The organism is Lentisphaerota bacterium (genome assembly GCA_016873675.1).
Classification (GTDB): domain Bacteria; phylum Verrucomicrobiota; class Kiritimatiellia; order RFP12; family JAAYNR01; genus VGWG01.
Genome location: VGWG01000004.1, coordinates 1 through 15,942, shown reverse-complemented (window position 1 = coordinate 15,942; position 15,942 = coordinate 1). Strand labels below are relative to the sequence as shown.

The 15,942-nt window shown below is 64.3% G+C and carries 15 protein-coding genes, 1 tRNA gene and 1 pseudogene; 11 read left to right on the top strand and 6 right to left on the bottom strand.

Annotated elements, in window-relative coordinates:
• Window positions 1-25: 25 nt before the first annotated feature.
• From FJ222_01100 to FJ222_01085, 4 genes are read right to left on the bottom strand one after another with little or no spacing between them, the layout of a single operon-like run.
• Window positions 26-1,813: an NADH-quinone oxidoreductase subunit NuoF gene (locus FJ222_01100; protein ID MBM4163033.1), complete on the bottom strand. Its 1,788-nt coding sequence runs from the start codon at window positions 1,811-1,813 to the stop codon at window positions 26-28.
• Between the two features lie 14 nt (window positions 1,814-1,827).
• On the bottom strand, window positions 1,828-2,220 hold the full coding sequence (locus FJ222_01095; protein MBM4163032.1) for a (2Fe-2S) ferredoxin domain-containing protein: 393 nt from the start codon (window positions 2,218-2,220) through the stop codon (window positions 1,828-1,830).
• Between the two features lie 45 nt (window positions 2,221-2,265).
• Window positions 2,266-2,811 (bottom strand): sensor histidine kinase, encoded by a 546-nt coding sequence (locus FJ222_01090; GenBank protein MBM4163031.1) that lies wholly within the window; start codon window positions 2,809-2,811, stop codon window positions 2,266-2,268.
• 3 nt (window positions 2,812-2,814) lie between these two features.
• Window positions 2,815-3,390 carry an NAD(P)H-dependent oxidoreductase subunit E gene (locus FJ222_01085; protein MBM4163030.1) on the bottom strand — a complete coding sequence of 192 codons (576 nt, stop codon included), beginning with the start codon at window positions 3,388-3,390 and terminating at the stop codon, window positions 2,815-2,817.
• Window positions 3,391-3,650: 260 nt separating this feature from the next.
• Between FJ222_01085 and FJ222_01080 the strand changes: the two genes are divergently transcribed.
• The 10 genes and pseudogenes from FJ222_01080 to FJ222_01035 all read left to right on the top strand — a co-directional run bounded on the left by FJ222_01080 (window position 3,651) and on the right by FJ222_01035 (window position 11,802).
• Window positions 3,651-4,334 carry a redox-sensing transcriptional repressor Rex gene (locus FJ222_01080; protein ID MBM4163029.1) on the top strand — a complete coding sequence of 228 codons (684 nt, stop codon included), beginning with the start codon at window positions 3,651-3,653 and terminating at the stop codon, window positions 4,332-4,334.
• Window positions 4,331-5,272, top strand: a pseudogene (locus FJ222_01075) (D-alanine--D-alanine ligase). Before FJ222_01080 ends, FJ222_01075 begins: the two are co-directional and overlap by 4 nt.
• Before the next feature lie 6 nt (window positions 5,273-5,278).
• Complete coding sequence (locus tag FJ222_01070) at window positions 5,279-5,848, top strand: GNAT family N-acetyltransferase (GenBank protein MBM4163028.1); 570 nt, start codon at window positions 5,279-5,281, stop codon at window positions 5,846-5,848.
• Entirely contained in the window at window positions 5,848-6,810 is a 963-nt protein-coding gene (locus FJ222_01065) for a hypothetical protein (protein MBM4163027.1), read from the top strand. Before FJ222_01070 ends, FJ222_01065 begins: the two co-directional genes overlap by 1 nt.
• A gap of 1 nt (window position 6,811) precedes the next feature.
• The gene (gene rpmB / locus FJ222_01060) at window positions 6,812-7,102 is read left to right on the top strand and encodes a 50S ribosomal protein L28 (GenBank protein ID MBM4163026.1); all 291 of its coding nucleotides are present in this window, start codon (window positions 6,812-6,814) and stop codon (window positions 7,100-7,102) included.
• Window positions 7,103-7,174: 72 nt separating this feature from the next.
• Entirely contained in the window at window positions 7,175-7,693 is a 519-nt protein-coding gene (locus FJ222_01055; GenBank protein MBM4163025.1) for a hypothetical protein, read from the top strand.
• A gap of 2 nt (window positions 7,694-7,695) precedes the next feature.
• Window positions 7,696-8,496, top strand: a complete 801-nt coding sequence (gene rnc / locus FJ222_01050) for a ribonuclease III (GenBank protein MBM4163024.1) — start codon at window positions 7,696-7,698, stop codon at window positions 8,494-8,496.
• Window positions 8,493-9,530: a hypothetical protein gene (locus tag FJ222_01045; protein ID MBM4163023.1), complete on the top strand. Its 1,038-nt coding sequence runs from the start codon at window positions 8,493-8,495 to the stop codon at window positions 9,528-9,530. Before rnc ends, FJ222_01045 begins: the two co-directional genes overlap by 4 nt.
• 196 nt (window positions 9,531-9,726) lie before the next feature.
• Window positions 9,727-9,800: transfer RNA gene (locus FJ222_01040), tRNA-Cys, on the top strand.
• A gap of 73 nt (window positions 9,801-9,873) precedes the next feature.
• Entirely contained in the window at window positions 9,874-11,802 is a 1,929-nt protein-coding gene (locus FJ222_01035; GenBank protein ID MBM4163022.1) for an FAD-binding protein, read from the top strand.
• 143 nt (window positions 11,803-11,945) lie between these two features.
• On the opposite strand, the gene FJ222_01030 is transcribed toward FJ222_01035, so the two are convergent.
• Window positions 11,946-13,142, bottom strand: a complete 1,197-nt coding sequence (locus tag FJ222_01030; GenBank protein MBM4163021.1) for a hypothetical protein — start codon at window positions 13,140-13,142, stop codon at window positions 11,946-11,948.
• 149 nt (window positions 13,143-13,291) lie between these two features.
• Between FJ222_01030 and FJ222_01025 the strand changes: the two genes are divergently transcribed.
• Window positions 13,292-15,529, top strand: a complete 2,238-nt coding sequence (locus FJ222_01025; GenBank protein ID MBM4163020.1) for a sodium:proton exchanger — start codon at window positions 13,292-13,294, stop codon at window positions 15,527-15,529.
• Between the two features lie 62 nt (window positions 15,530-15,591).
• Here FJ222_01025 and FJ222_01020 read toward each other — a convergent pair.
• Window positions 15,592-15,942 (bottom strand): ATP-dependent helicase (locus tag FJ222_01020; GenBank protein ID MBM4163019.1); only part of this gene is annotated, 351 nt, incomplete at its 5' end.

Below are 15,942 nucleotides of genomic sequence, written 5' to 3'. Positions count from 1 at the left end.
AATCGTCTCCAGACGGGCGATGGGCTTAATCGCGCGAAACCGCGCCGAATTTGCAGACCGTAAAGCACTGACCGCATTTGATGCAGGCGGCCGTATCGATCACATGCGCCTGCTTCCGTTCCCCACGGATGGCGTTGACGGGACAGACGCGGGCGCAGGCGGTACACCCGACGCATTTGAGCGGGTCGATCCGGTACGAGAGCAGACTCTTGCACTTCTTGGATGGGCACTTCTTGTCCACGATGTGCGCCTGGTACTCGTCGAGGAAATAGCGGAGGCTCGACACAACCGGATTGGACGCTGTCTGGCCCAGTCCGCAGAGCGACGCGCTCCGCATCGCATCGGCGATCTCGCGCATCCGATCGATGTCGGCGAGCGTTCCGGTGCCGCGGGTGATGGAGGTGAGGAGGTTGCAGAGCGTACGGCCGCCGATCCGGCATGGCGCGCATTTGCCGCACGACTCATCGACCGTGAAGTCGAGATAGAACTTGGCCACATCCACGATGCAGTCGGTCTCGTCCATGACGATCAATCCGCCCGATCCCATGATCGAACCGATCTTGGCGAGGCTCTCGTAATCGATCGGCAGGTCGAGGAACTGCTCGGGGATCACGCCGCCTGAGGGGCCGCCGGTCTGCGCCGCCTTAAAAGAGTGGCCGCCGCGGATGCCGCCGCCGATATCATAGATGATCTCGCGCAGCGTCGTTCCCATTGGCACCTCGATGAGGCCCGAGTTCTTCACCTTGCCGGTGAGCGCGAAGACCTTGGTCCCTTTGGAGGTGGCGGTGCCGATCTTGGCGAACCAGTCGCCGCCCTTGAGCAGGATGACGGGAATATTCGCCAGGGTTTCGACATTATTGATGACGGTCGGCTTGCCCCAGAGCCCCTTGACAGCCGGGAAGGGAGGCCGTGGCGTGGGCATGCCGCGGCGGCCTTCGATCGACGCGAGCAGGGCGGTCTCTTCGCCGCAGACAAACGCTCCGGCACCGAGGCGCAGTTCGATGTCAAAGCTAAAGGAAGAGCCGAGGATGTTCTCGCCGAGCAGGCCGTAGGCGCGGGCCTGGGCGATGGCGGTCTCCAGGCGAGTGATGGCGAGCGGGTATTCGGCGCGGATGTAGACGTACCCCTTCGATGCGCCAATCGTGTAGCCGGCGATCGTCATGGCTTCCAAAACCGAGTGCGGGTCACCCTCGAGGGTCGAGCGGTCCATGTAGGCTCCGGGGTCGCCCTCATCGGCGTTGCAGACCATGTATTTCTGGTCGGCTTTCTGAACTTTCGCGAAGGCCCACTTCTTCCCGGTGGGGAAGCCCGCGCCGCCACGACCTCGGAGCCCCGACTTATCGAGCTCGGCGAGCACCTGGTCGGGCGTCATTTCGAAGAGCGCCTTTTCCAGCGCGACATACCCTTCGCGGGCGATGTATTCGTCGATCTTGTCCGGGTCGATTACACCGCAGTTGCGCAGGACGATGCGGAACTGCTTCTGGTAAAAGTCAATCCCTTCGATGCCGACACGGCTCTTGCTCTGGTTGGTGTCGTAGAGGAGGCGTGTGACGGTGCGGCCTTTGATGATGTGTTCGTTGACGATGTCGGCCGCGTCCTGCGGCTTGACCTCGACATAGAACGTATCTTCGGGAAGGATTTTGACGATCGGTCCTTTTTCGCAGAACCCGAGGCATCCGGTGCGGACCACCTGAACCGTGTTGACGAGGCCGGCGGCTTCAACTTCGCGCTTCAGCGCCTCCACAAGCTCGATGCCGTGATTGGATTCGCAGGCGGTGCCGCCGCAAATCAAGATGTAATGCTTGTATCCCATGACGTGTTCCCTGGTTAGCCGATGATATCCATCGCGGGGCGGTCGCAAATGAGTTTATCGAGCAGTTTGCGGCCGACGACATGCTCTTCCACAATCTGGCGGCCGATCTTGGCGTTCACGTTGCCGTAGATCACGCTGGGCATGCCGGGAACAATGACTTCAACGGTGGGCTCCGAGTGGCACAACCCCATGCAGCCCGTCTGGCGGACGAGGACGGTGGCCATCCCGCGCTGCTCCAGCGCGTCCAGGATCGCCGCGAAGGTCTCCTTGGCGCCTGCGGCGATGCCGCACGTCCCCATGCCGACGATCACCTGCATCTCTTTATTCGAAGGGTCGCGCATGGCGAGTTCCTTCTGTTTCTGGTCGCGCAGCTTGCGCAGGGCGTCCAACGTCAATTTTTCACTCATCGTGTTCTCCTCAGTGGAGTCGGGGCCGGCACCGCCGCCCTCACCTTACTCCGCATTCAAACCGTCTTCCTGAGACTCGAAATACTGTCGTGCGAGCGAGAGGTTCCCCGCCTCTTCCAGGTTGCCGAGCGCGTGGGCGAGTTCGCTTCTCGTCACGGAATAGGCGGCGGCGTCGGCGCGGCGGGTGACCGCGAGTTCGTAATTCCCCGGGAACGTCATCAGGCCGACGAGCGTGACGGGAAGGTTTCCCAAGGGAGGGGTGTCGAGGTGGGTGGTGTCGAGGCGGAAGGAGACGGTGGTCCCCCGGCCGGGCGCCGACTGGATGTCGGCCTTGCCTCCCGTTTGCTCGGCCATCTGCATGAGGAGGGGCAGCCCGAGTCCGACGCGACGGCGGGCATGTTTGCCCGGCTCGGAATAGAATGGATCGCAGGCGCGCCGCAGGTGCGCCGCGTCCATCCCTTTGCCATTGTCTCTGACCGTCACCATCACCGCATTGGATCCCGTGTACACATCAAGCTCAATTCGTGTTGCAGCCGCCTCAATCGCATTCTGCACCACATCGGCAATGGTGTCACAGAGTGAGGCGTGCATGTCCTACGACGCCTTCTTGTATTGGGCGAGAATGCTCGGCAGGTCTTTCATCAGCACCTTGCCGTAAACCTGGCCGTTAATCACCAGAACCGGCGCGAGCCCGCAGCAGCCGAGGCAGCGAACCGCCTCGATCGAGAATTCACCGTCCGGCGTCACCGTGTTCAAACCCACACCCAGCATCTCCTCGATCTCGAGAATGACATCTTCGCCGCCGCGCAGATAACAGGCCGTCCCCATGCAGACCTGGATGCGGTTGCGGCCCGGCTGGGTCAGCTTAAAGAAATTGTAAAACGTGATCACGCCATAAATACGCGCCAACGGCACATTGAGCAGGTCGGCGACTTCGAAGGCCACCTTGCGGGGAATGTACCCGAAGCACTCCTGAACGCGGTGCAACACCATGATCAGATTGCCCGGCTTGCTCTTCCATTCGGCGATGAACGTCTTCAGTTCGGCCGTCAACGCAGGGGACGTTGCCACCGTCTCAGTTTTGACACTACTCACGATGCTCACCCTCTCTGAAATCCGGCCCCCAGGCCCACGGCCGAAGGCGGAATGAATCGAAAACAATTTATGCATTATTCCAGAACAGGATGGGATTGACAAGAGTAAAACGATTTATTGTTAAAAAAGATTATACCTGCTGAAATATGCTATTAAGTATGCATAATAACTAGTATCGTGTCATGTTTGTTGCTCCATATTGCGTTAGTGCTGTACTGATGCGGCTTACAAGGGGATAGACACGCCCAATAAAAGATGGCATACTGTTGTTTTGTGTTATAGTCTGACTTTCTGGATACTGGACAAGCCGTTTCATAAACAGCAGGAGGCGCTTCATGTCCCGGACAAAGCAAACAGTGACGGATCCGCCGCTTGAGGTTGGCCGCGAAACGGTCGAGCGGATGTCCCGTTATCGATCCGTATTGTTGAAACTTCAAGGGATGGGGTTCAGCAAGGTATTCTCGGGAAATCTTGGCGACGCGCTGGGCCTGTCCGGCTCGCAGGTGCGCAAGGATTTTGCGGCCTTCGGCATGCGCGGCGTCAAGCGGGGCGGTTATGACATCACCGGCCTGTTGGCGCGGATGGCCGCGCTTTTGGGAACGTCGGCACAATGCCGCGCCGTGGTCATCGGTTGCGGCAAGATCGGGCAGGCGCTGTTGCGCTCGTTCGGCGGCCGGCGCGGCGGCGTCTCCATCGTGGCCGGATTCGACAGCGACCCGCAGGTCGTCTCGCCCGTCCCCGACGTGCCGGTGCTCGACATCGGGGAATTGCCCGCCTATATCCGCAAGCATGGCATTGAAGTGGCGATCTTGTGCACGCCCGAACAGTCCGTGCCGCACCTGCTGGAGCAACTCCGCGGCACCGGTGTCATCCGCGGCGTGCTCAATTTCACCCCCACCCCGCTGCGCAGTGACGAGCAGTTCTGCGTGCAGAACATCGACATCCGAATGGAATTGGAAAAGCTCTTCTGCCTGGTCCACTTTGACAAGCACAGGCGGGGCGAAGGGAAGGGGCTATGACGATCACAATCCTCCATCAATGTGTGCCGCCCGGCGCGCCGCCCGATGAGCGCGATGTGCTGGACGAAGCGGCGGCGGTGCGCGCGGCGTTGGAGGCTGCGGGGCATGCGGTGCGGGTCGTCCCCTGCGGGCTGAATCTGCACGCGCTCGTCTGCCACCCCGCCGTCCGGGACGCCGACGTCGTTTTCAACCTGGTCGAGAGTCTGGCGGGCAGCGGACGCCTGATTCATCTGGTCCCCGCAGCGCTGGAGTCGGTCGGCGTGGTCTTCACCGGCAATTCGTCCGAGGCTCAATTCGCGACGTCCGGCAAGCTGTTGGCGAAGGGTCTGCTGCGGGCGGCCGCCCTTCCTACCGCCGACTGGGTCGAGGGTCAGGACCCTGCCGCGCCGGAGGGCGGACGGGGCGACTGGATCGTCAAGTCGGTCTGGGAGCATGCGTCTGTCGGGCTCGACGACGCCAGCGTCCTGCGCGGCGTGACGGCTGCGGCGGCGCAGGCCGTGACGGCTGGCCGCGGCGACGGCTGGTTCGCCGAACGCTATGTCGACGGGCGCGAGTTCAATGTCGGCCTCATCGCGGGCGCGGATGGCGCGGTGCGCGCGCTTCCGCCCGCCGAGCTGGTCTTCGTCGCTTATCCGCCGGGCAAGCCGCGGATCATCGGCTATGCCGCGAAATGGGACGCGGCGGCGTTCGAGTGCGCACACACGGTACGGCGTTTTGTGGACCGCGCGGCCGAAAACGGGCTGTGCGCCAGGCTGGAGGAACTCGCGCGAGCGTGCTGGCGGGTCTTCGGGCTTTCCGGCTACGCGCGGGTCGATTTCCGCGTCGATGCGGACGGGCAGGCGTGGATCCTGGAGGTGAACGCCAATCCGTGCCTGGCGCCGGACGCCGGATTCGCCGCCGCGCTGGACGCGGCCGGAATCGGCTACGGTGCGGCGGTCTGCGGGCTGGTCGAGGAGGCGCGGCGGCGCGTCGCGCGCGGCGGCGACGCGGCGGCCGTCCCGGTTGTCCGGGGACGCCCCCGGGCAGCGGCGGCGACGCTCCGCTTCCGCTGCGACGTACGGCCAGAAGACGCCGAGGCGGTGCGCCGGATCGTCGCGTCGACCGGGTTCTTCCACGCCGACGAGGTGGGCGTGGCTCGGGAGCTGATCGAGGAACGCCTGGCCAAGGGCGAAGCGTCGGGGTATTTCTTTGTGTTCGCCGAGCGCGATGGCGCGGTCGTCGGCTACAGTTGCTTCGGCCCGGTCCCCTGCACGCGATCGAGCCACGACCTCTACTGGATCGCCGTCGACCCGGCGGCGCAGGGCGGCGGCGTGGGGCGCATCCTGCTCCAGGAGACTGAGGCGGAGGTGCGGCGGCGCGGCGGCACGCGGTTGTACGCCGAGACGTCGGGACGCCCGCAATACGCCGCGACGCGCGCGTTCTATGAGCGGACCGGGTTTGACCAGGCCGAGGTACTCGCCGATTTCTACGATGTCGGCGACGCGCGCGTCACGTATTGCAAGGTGTTGGCATAATGTTTTCAATCTTTCTGAACATCACGGCGATCTTCCTCATGATGACCTGCGGGGCGTGGCTGCGCCACAGACAGGTCATTGATGCGGCTTTCAACCGGCAGCTCTCGCGTGTGCTGGTCACCCTGTTTTACCCGGCGCTGGTGTTCAGCGCGATTATCCGCAATCTGTCCTGGAACGAGCTGTGCGCCAACTGGATGCTTCCGGCGGCCGTCTTTCTAATCCAGGCCATTGGCTGGCTGGTGGGACGGGGGTGCTTGCCGCTGTTGCGCGGACGACCGGAAGGGACGCGAGCGTGCTTCCGTTTCGTGGTGGCCGTAAACAACTACTCCTTTTTACCGATCATGATCGTCGCGAGCCTATGGGGGGAGCGGGCGGTGGCGCTCGTCGCGTTTGCGGCGATGGGGGCCGAGTTTTTCGTGTGGACGCTGGGCATCCGGGTCCTCACGGGCGCCACACTCTCTGTGGTCGCCCTGAAGCATCTGATCAGCGGGCCGCTGATCGCGCTGGCTGCGGCATTCGCGGTGACCGGGCTGCGGGCGGTGCTGGCAGCGCGCGGGCTGTTGCCGGCGGCGGGCGGACTGCTGGGTGAGACCTGCCGGGTGGGCATCGAAACCTGCCGCCTGATGGGCGGGGCGACGGTGCCGGTGTCGGCCCTGGTGTGCGGCTGCCGGATGGCCGATATCCGTCCGCATCACATCTGGAACCGGTTAATGGCCGGCACGGTGCTGCTCCGCCTGGTGGCGGTGCCCGCGCTGGCGGTCGCGCTCCTTTACGCGCTGCCGGTGAACGGATTGTCCCTGAACACGCTGCTGGTGGTGGCGGTTCAGCCCAGCGCCATGGTGAGCGTGTCGCTGGCGGAGCTGCATGACCGCGATCCCGGCTTTGCCGCCGCCGTGGTGTTTGTCACCCACCTGGTCTGTCTGCTGACCCTGCCGGTGTGGTTGCATTTTGTCCTGGTGTAAAATGCCCTTGCTCAATTCGCTGCGCAATGCTATCCTTGACTCTCTTTTTCAAGGAGAACTGTTTATGTCCAGAGTTTGTGATATGTGTGGCAAAGGGCCTATGACGGGCAATCGGATTGTGCGTCACGGCCTTGCCAAATACAAGGGCGGCATCGGTTTGCACACGACCGGCATTACCCAGCGTCGGTTTCTGCCGAATCTGCGCAGCATCCGGATCAAGGATGGGCCCAATTCGCGTCAGATCAAGATTTGCGCGTCCTGCCTCAAAAGCGCCGATATTGTCAAGGCTTGATGGCGTTTGACCGCGTTTTCGGATGAAGAACCGGCCTGCAGCTTGAATCGCCGCGTCGTAACGGAGGGTGATATGAGCCAGACAGAACACGCCGAGAACGGCGTTGACCGCGAGGGGACGGCGGGTGTTTTGATGCCTGCACCCACAGTGGGACGCGTCGACGATCAGGGCAATCCCATTGATGAAGGGTCCGACATCGATTTCACCTGTCCGCACTGTGACCATCCCATGGTCATCAACGTTCGCGGCGCGGGGTTGACCGTGGTCTGCACCGAATGTGGCGAGCTGGTTCAGGTTCCCATTCCCGAAGGGATGGAGATTGCCGATCTGGACGAGACCCCCGAGCACATGTTCGCTCAGATTGTCCATTTGCGCCGCGACCTCTCTCGCGCCGATGAGCGGATCATCGAACTCGAACGCGTGGTGTCCAGCCTGATGGAACGGCGAACGACTCTGGAACGGGCCCGTTTGTCGTCGCTGCACCGCTGTGTCGAGATGGGTAACCTGTTGCACACAGTGCTGCGGAACCAGAACGAGATCACCACCGTGGTGCAACGTATTCAGGCGCTGCTCGCCGAAGAAGAGAAATAATTGTGGAAGAAGAGCGTGGCGCCTTCGCTGACGATCCCAGGCCTGAAAATCTGCCGGCCTCGGCCGATGGCCGGTGGCTGGCCGATTCGTTCGAGGCCCTCGCCGGTTACCGCTTTATCGACATCGCGCTGCTGATGACCGCCCTCACGCTCCCCTCCTGGCGCACCGATGCCACAACCGGTGCCAACAACCAGCGACTGGAGTTTCTCGGCGACGCAGTCCTCGGGCTGCTGGCCGCCGAACACCTCTATGCCGCCCATCCCGATGCCGACGAGGGCGGGTTGAGCCTGCTGCGCATTCAGGTCGCCAATGGCCGAACCCTGGCCGACGTCGCGCGCCGGATGGGCCTGAGCGGGCTGATGCGCGTAGGCAAGTCGGAAGAACGATCGGGGGGACGCGATCGCGAGGGGGCGTTGGCCGACACGCTGGAGGCCCTTCTGGGTGCCATCTGGCTGGATGGCGGCTGCGAGGCCGCGCGGGCTTTCTTTCTGAGGTTTCTGGCTGGCCAATTCGACGCCGATCGGATGATCGGCGTGCTGCATGCGGGGAATCCCAAGGGACGGCTTCAGGAACGGACTCAGGCCTGCGACGGCTCGGTCCCCCTTTACACCCTGGTCGCGACCGTCGGACCCGAGCACCAGCCGCAGTACCGCGTGCGGGTCTCGCTAAGCACCGGATTCGCGGCCGAGGCGGAGGGGGCGAGCAAGCGCGCCGCCGAGGCGGCTGCGGCGCAGGCGGCGCTCGACGCGCTCGATGCGGGCGAGACCCGCTTGCATCCGCCTGCCCCCGCAGTCGGCACATGACAAGAGAGCCTCTTGCAGAACCGACGAAAGAGGTTTTGCAAGTGCCTCAAGAGGACGAGACTGTGAAAAAAATCGGCAATCCCGGAGCGCGTCCGGACGTGGTCTGTCTGGGCCTGATGCCTGCGCTGCAGCGCACGCTGGTGTTCCGGCACGTCGAGCTTGGGGAGGTCAACCGCGCAGTCGAGTGCCACCAGACCGCCGGGGGCAAGGCCGTGAATCTGGCGGTCGCGCTGGCCACCCTCGGCACGCCGGCCCGCGTGACGGGATTCAACGGCGGCGCGACGGGGCGGTTCGTTGCGGCTTATGTCCGCGCGCGCGGCATCCACCCCAGCTTCACCCCGTTGGCCGGGCCGACCCGGTCGTGCACGACGGTGATTGACGCCGGGGCAGGCGTGAGCACCGAGCTGATCGAGGAGGGGCCAGAGCCAGACGCGGCGGCGTGGACTGCATTTGTCAGTCGCAACCGGCGGTTGGCAACGCAGGCGAGGCTGCTGGCGATCAGCGGCACGCTGCCCCCCGGCATGGATGAGGATTTTTACACGCCCTTCGTGCAGGTGGCAACGGCCGCCAACGTGCCGGTGGTGATCGACTCCCACAGCGGCGGGCTGCTGCGCATCCTCCCGTATGGCCCGCTGCTGGTCAAGCTGAACGTGCGCGAGTTGGAGAAAACGTGCGGGACGGCCTGCGCCGACGAGACTGCGATCCTCGACGCGGCAGAACGATTGCGCGCGGAAGGGGCGAACTGGGTCTGGGTCACTCAGGGAGGCAATCCCGCCTATCTGATCGGTGCCTGCGGCGCGATGCGTTACGATCTGCCGGCGATCCCCGTCAACAATCCGATCGGCAGCGGCGACTGCGCGGCGGCGGGTTTTATCCACGCCTGGCTCGCAAACGCGGATCGCGTCGCCGACGCGGTCCGCACCGGCCTCGGCTGCGGCATGGCCAACGCGCTCACGCGCGTGCCCGCGCAGTTTGACCCGGAACAAGCCGTGCGCCTGGCCGGCCGCATCCGGCCAAGCCGCATCAACGGATGACGTCGTTCTCAGCCTTCCGGGTTGCACGCACGAAAAAACCGGACGAAAAACCGCGTTGACACGGCCCGCCCTTCGTGGTAAAGTTCGCCCCCACTTATGGGACAGCAACTTAGAAAACGCCTGAAACGTGCCCGGCGCGACGCTTACAACAAGCGAGTCGTCGCCCGACACCGCTCGGCTATGAAGAAATAAACTGGGTGCGATGGCCGAGCGGTTAGGCAGAGGTCTGCAAAACCTCGAACAGCGGTTCAACTCCGCTTCGCACCTCCATCTCACAGACGCATGAGCTTCCGGTCAGCAACGGCCGGGAGTTCTTCGTTTATTCCCCCGACAAGGAGACCCCATGCGCACCTGCCACACCCTCATCATCGGCTCCGGCGCCGCCGGCCTGAACGCCGCCGTTCAACTCCACCGCCTGGGCATCGAAGACCTTCTGATCGTCACCGAGGGTCTCGACCAAGGAACATCGATCAACACGGGTTCGGACAAGCAGACCTATTACAAGCTGGCTCTGTGCGCCAGCGCCTCGGATTCGCCGCGCGAGTTGGCCGACACGTTCTTTGCCGGCGGCTCGATGCACGGCGACCTCGCCCTCGCCGAGGCGGCCAATTCCGCCCGCGCCTTCATCAATCTGGTGAATCTCGGCGTCCCCTTCCCCCGTGACCGCTTTGGCCAGTTCGTCGGGTACAAGACGGACCACGACCCCCGGCAGCGCGCCACATCGGTTGGCCCCTACACCTCGCGCGACATGTGCCGCGCGCTGATCGCCGAAGTCGCCCGGATGGGAATACCCGTCCTTGAGCATCGGAACGTTGTGTCCCTGCTGACGATCCCCTGCTCCGATCCCGCCCGCCCGCTCCGTGCGGCGGGGGCGGTCATGCTGGACGACGCGGGCCGGGCCGAGGCGATTCTGGCCGAAAACACCGTGTTCGCCGTCGGCGGTCCCGGCGGCCTCTATCAGACCAGCGTCTATCCCACCTGCCACACCGGCGGCATCGGTCTCGCCATCGAGGCCGGCGTCCGCGCCCAGTCGCTGCCCGAGTCGCAGTACGGCCTCGCCTCGATCCAATTCCGCTGGAACGTCTCGGGCACCTACATGCAGGTGGCGCCGAAGTTCGTGAGCACAGCGGCGGACGGCGTCTCAGACCCGCGCGAATTTCTGCTGCCGTGGTTTGACGACCCCGCCGATGCGTATTCCCGCGTCTTTCTCAAGGGGTACCAGTGGCCGTTCGACACCCAGAAAGTGGCGGGCGGCTCCTCGCTCATCGACATTCTGGTCTATATCGAAACGGTCGGCCGCGGGCGCCGGGTCTTTCTTGACTTCCGCGGCAACCCCTCCGGATTCGACCTGGCCCGCCTCTCCGCCGAGGCCCGCTCCTATCTGGAGAAGTCCCGCGCCACCTCCGGCACACCGCTGGACCGGCTGCGCACGATGAACCCCGGCGCGATTCAGCTCTACCTCGACCATGGCATTGATCTGGCCTCCGAGCCGCTCGAGGTCGCCGTCTGCGCCCAGCACAACAACGGGGGGCTTGCCGCCGACGCCTGGTGGGAGTCGCTCAACGTTCGGGGGCTCTTCCCCGTGGGCGAGGTGAACGGCTCGCATGGCGTGTGCCGCCCCGGCGGCTCGGCGCTCAACTCCGGACAGGTCGGCGCGCTCCGCGCGGCTGAACAGATCGCCGCCACGCGCCGCGAGCCGACGCTCGATATCACGGCCGCGCAGGCGGCTGCGACCGCCCAGATGGCGGCGCTGGAGGCGTGGTTGAACGGCGCCTCGGGCGCATCCGCCTCGTGGCTCGACGAACGTCGCGAACTTCAGGCCCGGATGAGCCGCGCGGGAGCGCACATTCGATCGGCAGACGCCGTTCGCACCGCGCGCGACGAGGCCCGCGCCCAAGTGTCCCGCATTCAAACTGCGGGATGCAGCCACACCGGCGGCGCCACCCGCGCCGAGGCGCTTCGCACCCGCTCGCTCGCCATCGCCCAGCTCGCCTACTTGGACGCCATTGCCTTCCAACTGGCCAGCGGCGTCGGGAGCCGCGGTTCGGCGCTGGTCCAGGAACCAACGGGCACGCGCATCCATCCCAGCCTGCCCGCCGAGTGGGCGTTCGTTCCTGAAAACCCGGCCTTCCGCGAACAGGTCCTGGAAACACTTCCATCGAGCGACGGATTCTTCACCCACCGCTGGGTGCCGCGCCGCCCCATTCCCGAAACCGACACCTGGTTCGAGACCGCCTGGGCCGCCTTCCGCAAAGGCGAGATCTACCGCTAGAGGCGCTTGCACAACCCCTTGTGGTGCAGGCGTCCCGCCTGCAAAATGTGGAACAGTCTTGGAATTGCAGGCGAGACGCCTGCACCACTGCCAGCCTGTCCAGGGTTTTGCAAGAGCCCCCCAAAAAAAACCGAATTCTGCCTCTATTGTCCGCTTGCGGCGAGCTGGAGCGCGAGCAGGGAATAGGCGGTGGCCAGAACCGGGTCGTTCTCCCAGAACCGGTTGTTGGCGTTGGTCCACGAACCATCGGGGTTTTGCAGCGCGGCCAGCTTGCGAGCGAGATCCTCACGCCAGCGGATCGGGTCGCCTGCGCCATCCTTCCGGACGACGGCGTCCATCCGCCCGGCGGTCAGCGCCCGTGCGATCACGTTGTAGTAGAAGTAGAGTCCCTGGGAACCCATGCCCGGGTTCTCGTCGAGCGTCCAGTGCCGGGCCGCGTAATCCACCGCCGAGATCACGCGGGGATCATCGCGCGGCACCTCGGCATAGAGCATCGCCATCAGACCCGCGTAGGTGATGCTGCCATAGGCGCGAAGAACCACCCGGCCGGAGGCGTTCGTCTCAACGCCAGCCTTGGGGTCGATCGGGTTGTAGATAAAGCCGCCCGCGTGGTCCGCGCCATCTTCGTTTTTTGCCTGGAGCTGGCCCACGTAGCGCAACACATGCTCCCAGTTGACATCGGCGCGGGCCTCCCCGGCCGGCCGCAGGTCTTCGACATCCTGCGTGCGGCCCATCGCCTCGACGGCGTAATGGGTGTTCATCAGGTCGGTGTATTCGCGCTGGTTCTGGTGGTCGTAGCCAAATCCGCCGAAGTGGAACTCGTCCGCCCCCGCATACTGGGAAGCGGCAAGAAAGGTGCGCGCGTTCTGGAGCACCCGCGTCAGATCCCGTCGGCCGGTTGCGTGGAGCGCCGTCAGGCAGATGGCCGTGTTGTAATTGCTGAGTCCCCCTCCCTTGCGCCCCGGAACCTCGGCATAAATGCCGCCGTTCGTCTGCACGCAGGTGAGGAGATACGCCACCGCCCGGTCGATCGCCCCGGCGGCGGCCGCGTCGCGCGAGCCGGTCAGCGCCCATAGCGCCAGCCCGCTCAGCGCCGGAAACCGGGGATCTGACCACGCACCGGTCTCGCCCTGATGGGCGATCAGCCAAGCGGTCCCCCGCGCCGCTGCCTCGCGGGCCTGAGCCCGCCACGGCTCACCATCGACCGCTGGCGCGGACGCCTCCACGGCCACCGCAGCCACCGCGTGCGGCACGGTTTCGGCGCGGCCTTTCGAACGCCAGACCAGAATCGCAACACCCAGACACGCGGCCACAATCAGCCCCACGATCAGTGACTTCATAACGCTCCTGCTTACGACATGGATCTTTCCTCTTCGTCCGTGACACAACCTTAAACGCACCGCCTGCGTCACGGGTTCATTTTCTTATCACTTGATTATTCTCAACCGACGTGCTTCACTGTGCGCTTTCAAATCTTGGGGTTAACGCCATGAACCGTCATCCTTCCCGCTCTTTTTCGGGTGTCCTGTGTGCGCTGCTTGCCTGTCTTCCTGTTTTGGCTTTTGCCTCGGAGGGCGGAGGGACGCAGGGGCTGGGGCTGACCGAGCGGATGATGCATCTGGTGATCCAGATCGGCGTGATTCTCTTCGCGGCTCGCGTGGGCAACATGGCGTTTGAGAAGTGCCGCATGCCCGGCGTGCTGGGCGAGCTGTGCATTGGCATCCTGATCGGCCCGTCGTTATTGGGCGGGCTGGCGATCCCGTGGCTGCCTGGTTTCGAGAATGGTCTGTTCTTTGTCCATAACCTGATCCAGGTTGAGGGAACGTCCGTCTCGCCGGAGTTATACGGGTTCTGCTCAGTCGCCTCGGTGGTCTTGCTTTTTCTGGTCGGTTTGGAGACCGATCTCAAACTCTTTGCGCGCTTCGCGGTCGCCGGGACGCTGGTCGGCGTGGGCGGCGTGGTCTTTTCATTCGCGACGGGGGCACTGACGGGGATGTGGCTGTTGCCCATGCTCAAGCCCGGCGTTTATGGGTTTTTTGACCCGGGGTGTATTTTCCTGGGCGTGATGTCGACGGCGACATCGGTCAGCATTACGGCGCGGATCCTTTCGGAGCGCAAGAAGCTCGATACGCCGGAGGGCTCCACAATTTTGGCGGGCGCGGTGCTGGACGATGTGTTGGGCATCGTGATGCTGGCGATCGGCATGGGCGTCATCGGTTCGGCGGGTGCGACGGGCGTCGCCGAAGGGATCAACTGGGGTCAGATCGGGATGATTGCCGTGAAATCGATCGGCATCTGGCTGGGGGCGACGGTCTTTGGCGTGCTCGCCGCACGGCACATCGGCACCGGGCTCAAGGCTCTGGGGGGCCATAATGAGATGGCGATCATGTCGCTGGGGCTGGCGATGATCGTGGCCGGGCTGTTCGAAGAGGCGCATCTGGCGATGATCATTGGCGCCTATGTGATGGGGCTTTCGCTTTCGCGGACCGATATCAGCCACGTGGTGCGGGAGGCGATGCATCCAATTTTTGCCTTCCTGGTGCCGCTGTTTTTCACGGTCATGGGGATGATGGTGGACGTCACCCAGTTCATGAATCCGAAGATTTTGCTTTTCGGCGTGATCTACACGGCCGTAGCGGTACTGGCCAAGTTGGTCGGCTGCGGCCTGCCGACGCTGTTCTGCGGCTTCAACCTGCGGGGCGCGCTGCGCATCGGGTTGGGCATGGTCCCTCGCGGCGAGGTGGCGCTGATTGTGGCGGGGATCGGCTTGGCCAGCGGCTTCCTGACGACGGAGGTGTTCGGCGTGGCGGTGTTCATGACGTTGCTGACGACCGTGATCCCCCCTCCGTTCCTGGTGCGCGCGTTCCGCTCGTCGCAGTCGGGGTTGCGGGACAACTCCAAAGAGGTCGCGCGACTGCCGCTGATGATCTACGCCTTTCCAACCCCGCAGGTGGCGCAGCTCATGTTGTCCCATCTGCTCGACGCCATCCGGCGCGAAGGGTTTTTTGTGCACACGCTGGACCACGGCAACGGCATCTACCAGGTGCGCAAGGATGCGATGGTGATCGGGATCACCTTCCAGAAGGACCGCATCGAATTTGAGGCTGACCAGCACGAGGTTGAGTTCGTGAAGACCGCCATGCACGAAGTGATGGCCGAGATCGAAGAGACGCTCAAGGCGTTGCGGCATCCGCTCGACGCGGCCGGCATTCTGAAACAGGAGAGCCTGAAAGGGCCGCAGGACATTCAGGGCGCCGCGGACAAGATGGTCAGATATCTGAAGCCGGAGACGGTGACCACGACCTTGAAGGGGGCGACCAAGGAGGCTGTGATCATCGAGCTTCTCGACCTCTTGGTGGCCGCCGGTCATTTGACCGACCGCCAGACGGCGCTGGATGCGGTGATCAAGCGCGAACTGGCGATGTCGACCGGCCTCAAGGACGGGCTCGCATGCCCCCACGCGCGGACCCTGGCTGTTCAGGGGCTTGTGTGTGCAGTGGGTGTGAAGCCGGATGGCATTGATTTCCAGTCTGCCGACGGCAAGCCGTCGCGCATTTTCACATTGGTGCTCTGTCCCGAAGGCGCGACGGCGCCCTATCTGGAGTTCATGGCGGGCGTGCGCGCGGTTCTGGACGAACGCGGGCGTGCGGCGGTGCTTGCGGCGAAGAACGCCGGAGACCTGTACCGCGCGCTGACGGCGCGACGCGAAACCGAGAACAGCAAATAAGACCGAACGGCAGCGCGGTCACGCGCCGCAAGCAAGATGGGGCGCGTGGACTGACGGACACGCTACGACCGGCCTCTGGAGGGGCCGTGGTTGGGCCGGCCCTGAGGCCTCGGGGAACGCGCGCCCGTGTTCCGGGGTGGACGGCCTCTGCCGCCGTGCTGTTGCTTGGGCGGCGGACGCGCCGCGTCGCCGGTCGCGTGTTTCGCGGCTTCGCAGTGATAGCCGTGCCGGGAATCGACCGGAATCGGACGGCGGAGGAGGCGCTCGATGTCACGCAGGTAGTCGCGCTCTTCGGCGCAGCAGAACGAAAGCGCGTCGCCGTCGGCGCCCGCACGGGCCGTGCGGCCGATCCGGTGGATGTAGGTTTCCGGCTCGTTCGGCAATTCGTAATTGATCACATGCGTGATGCCGTC

Excerpts from the sequence above, each read along its gene's own strand:
- FJ222_01085 (MBM4163030.1), bottom strand. The coding sequence starts at position 3,390 with ATGCATAAATTGTTTTCGATTCATTCCGCCTTCGGCCGTGGGCCTGGG.
- FJ222_01035 (MBM4163022.1), top strand. The coding sequence starts at position 9,874 with ATGCGCACCTGCCACACCCTCATCATCGGCTCCGGCGCCGCCGGCCTG.
- FJ222_01065 (MBM4163027.1), top strand. The coding sequence starts at position 5,848 with ATGTTTTCAATCTTTCTGAACATCACGGCGATCTTCCTCATGATGACC.
- FJ222_01045 (MBM4163023.1), top strand. The coding sequence starts at position 8,493 with ATGACAAGAGAGCCTCTTGCAGAACCGACGAAAGAGGTTTTGCAAGTG.
- rpmB (MBM4163026.1), top strand. The coding sequence starts at position 6,812 with ATGCCCTTGCTCAATTCGCTGCGCAATGCTATCCTTGACTCTCTTTTT.
- FJ222_01030 (MBM4163021.1), bottom strand. The coding sequence starts at position 13,142 with ATGAAGTCACTGATCGTGGGGCTGATTGTGGCCGCGTGTCTGGGTGTT.
- FJ222_01100 (MBM4163033.1), bottom strand. The coding sequence starts at position 1,813 with ATGGGATACAAGCATTACATCTTGATTTGCGGCGGCACCGCCTGCGAA.
- FJ222_01080 (MBM4163029.1), top strand. The coding sequence starts at position 3,651 with ATGTCCCGGACAAAGCAAACAGTGACGGATCCGCCGCTTGAGGTTGGC.
- FJ222_01055 (MBM4163025.1), top strand. The coding sequence starts at position 7,175 with ATGAGCCAGACAGAACACGCCGAGAACGGCGTTGACCGCGAGGGGACG.
- FJ222_01025 (MBM4163020.1), top strand. The coding sequence starts at position 13,292 with ATGAACCGTCATCCTTCCCGCTCTTTTTCGGGTGTCCTGTGTGCGCTG.
- FJ222_01095 (MBM4163032.1), bottom strand. The coding sequence starts at position 2,220 with ATGAGTGAAAAATTGACGTTGGACGCCCTGCGCAAGCTGCGCGACCAG.
- FJ222_01090 (MBM4163031.1), bottom strand. The coding sequence starts at position 2,811 with ATGCACGCCTCACTCTGTGACACCATTGCCGATGTGGTGCAGAATGCG.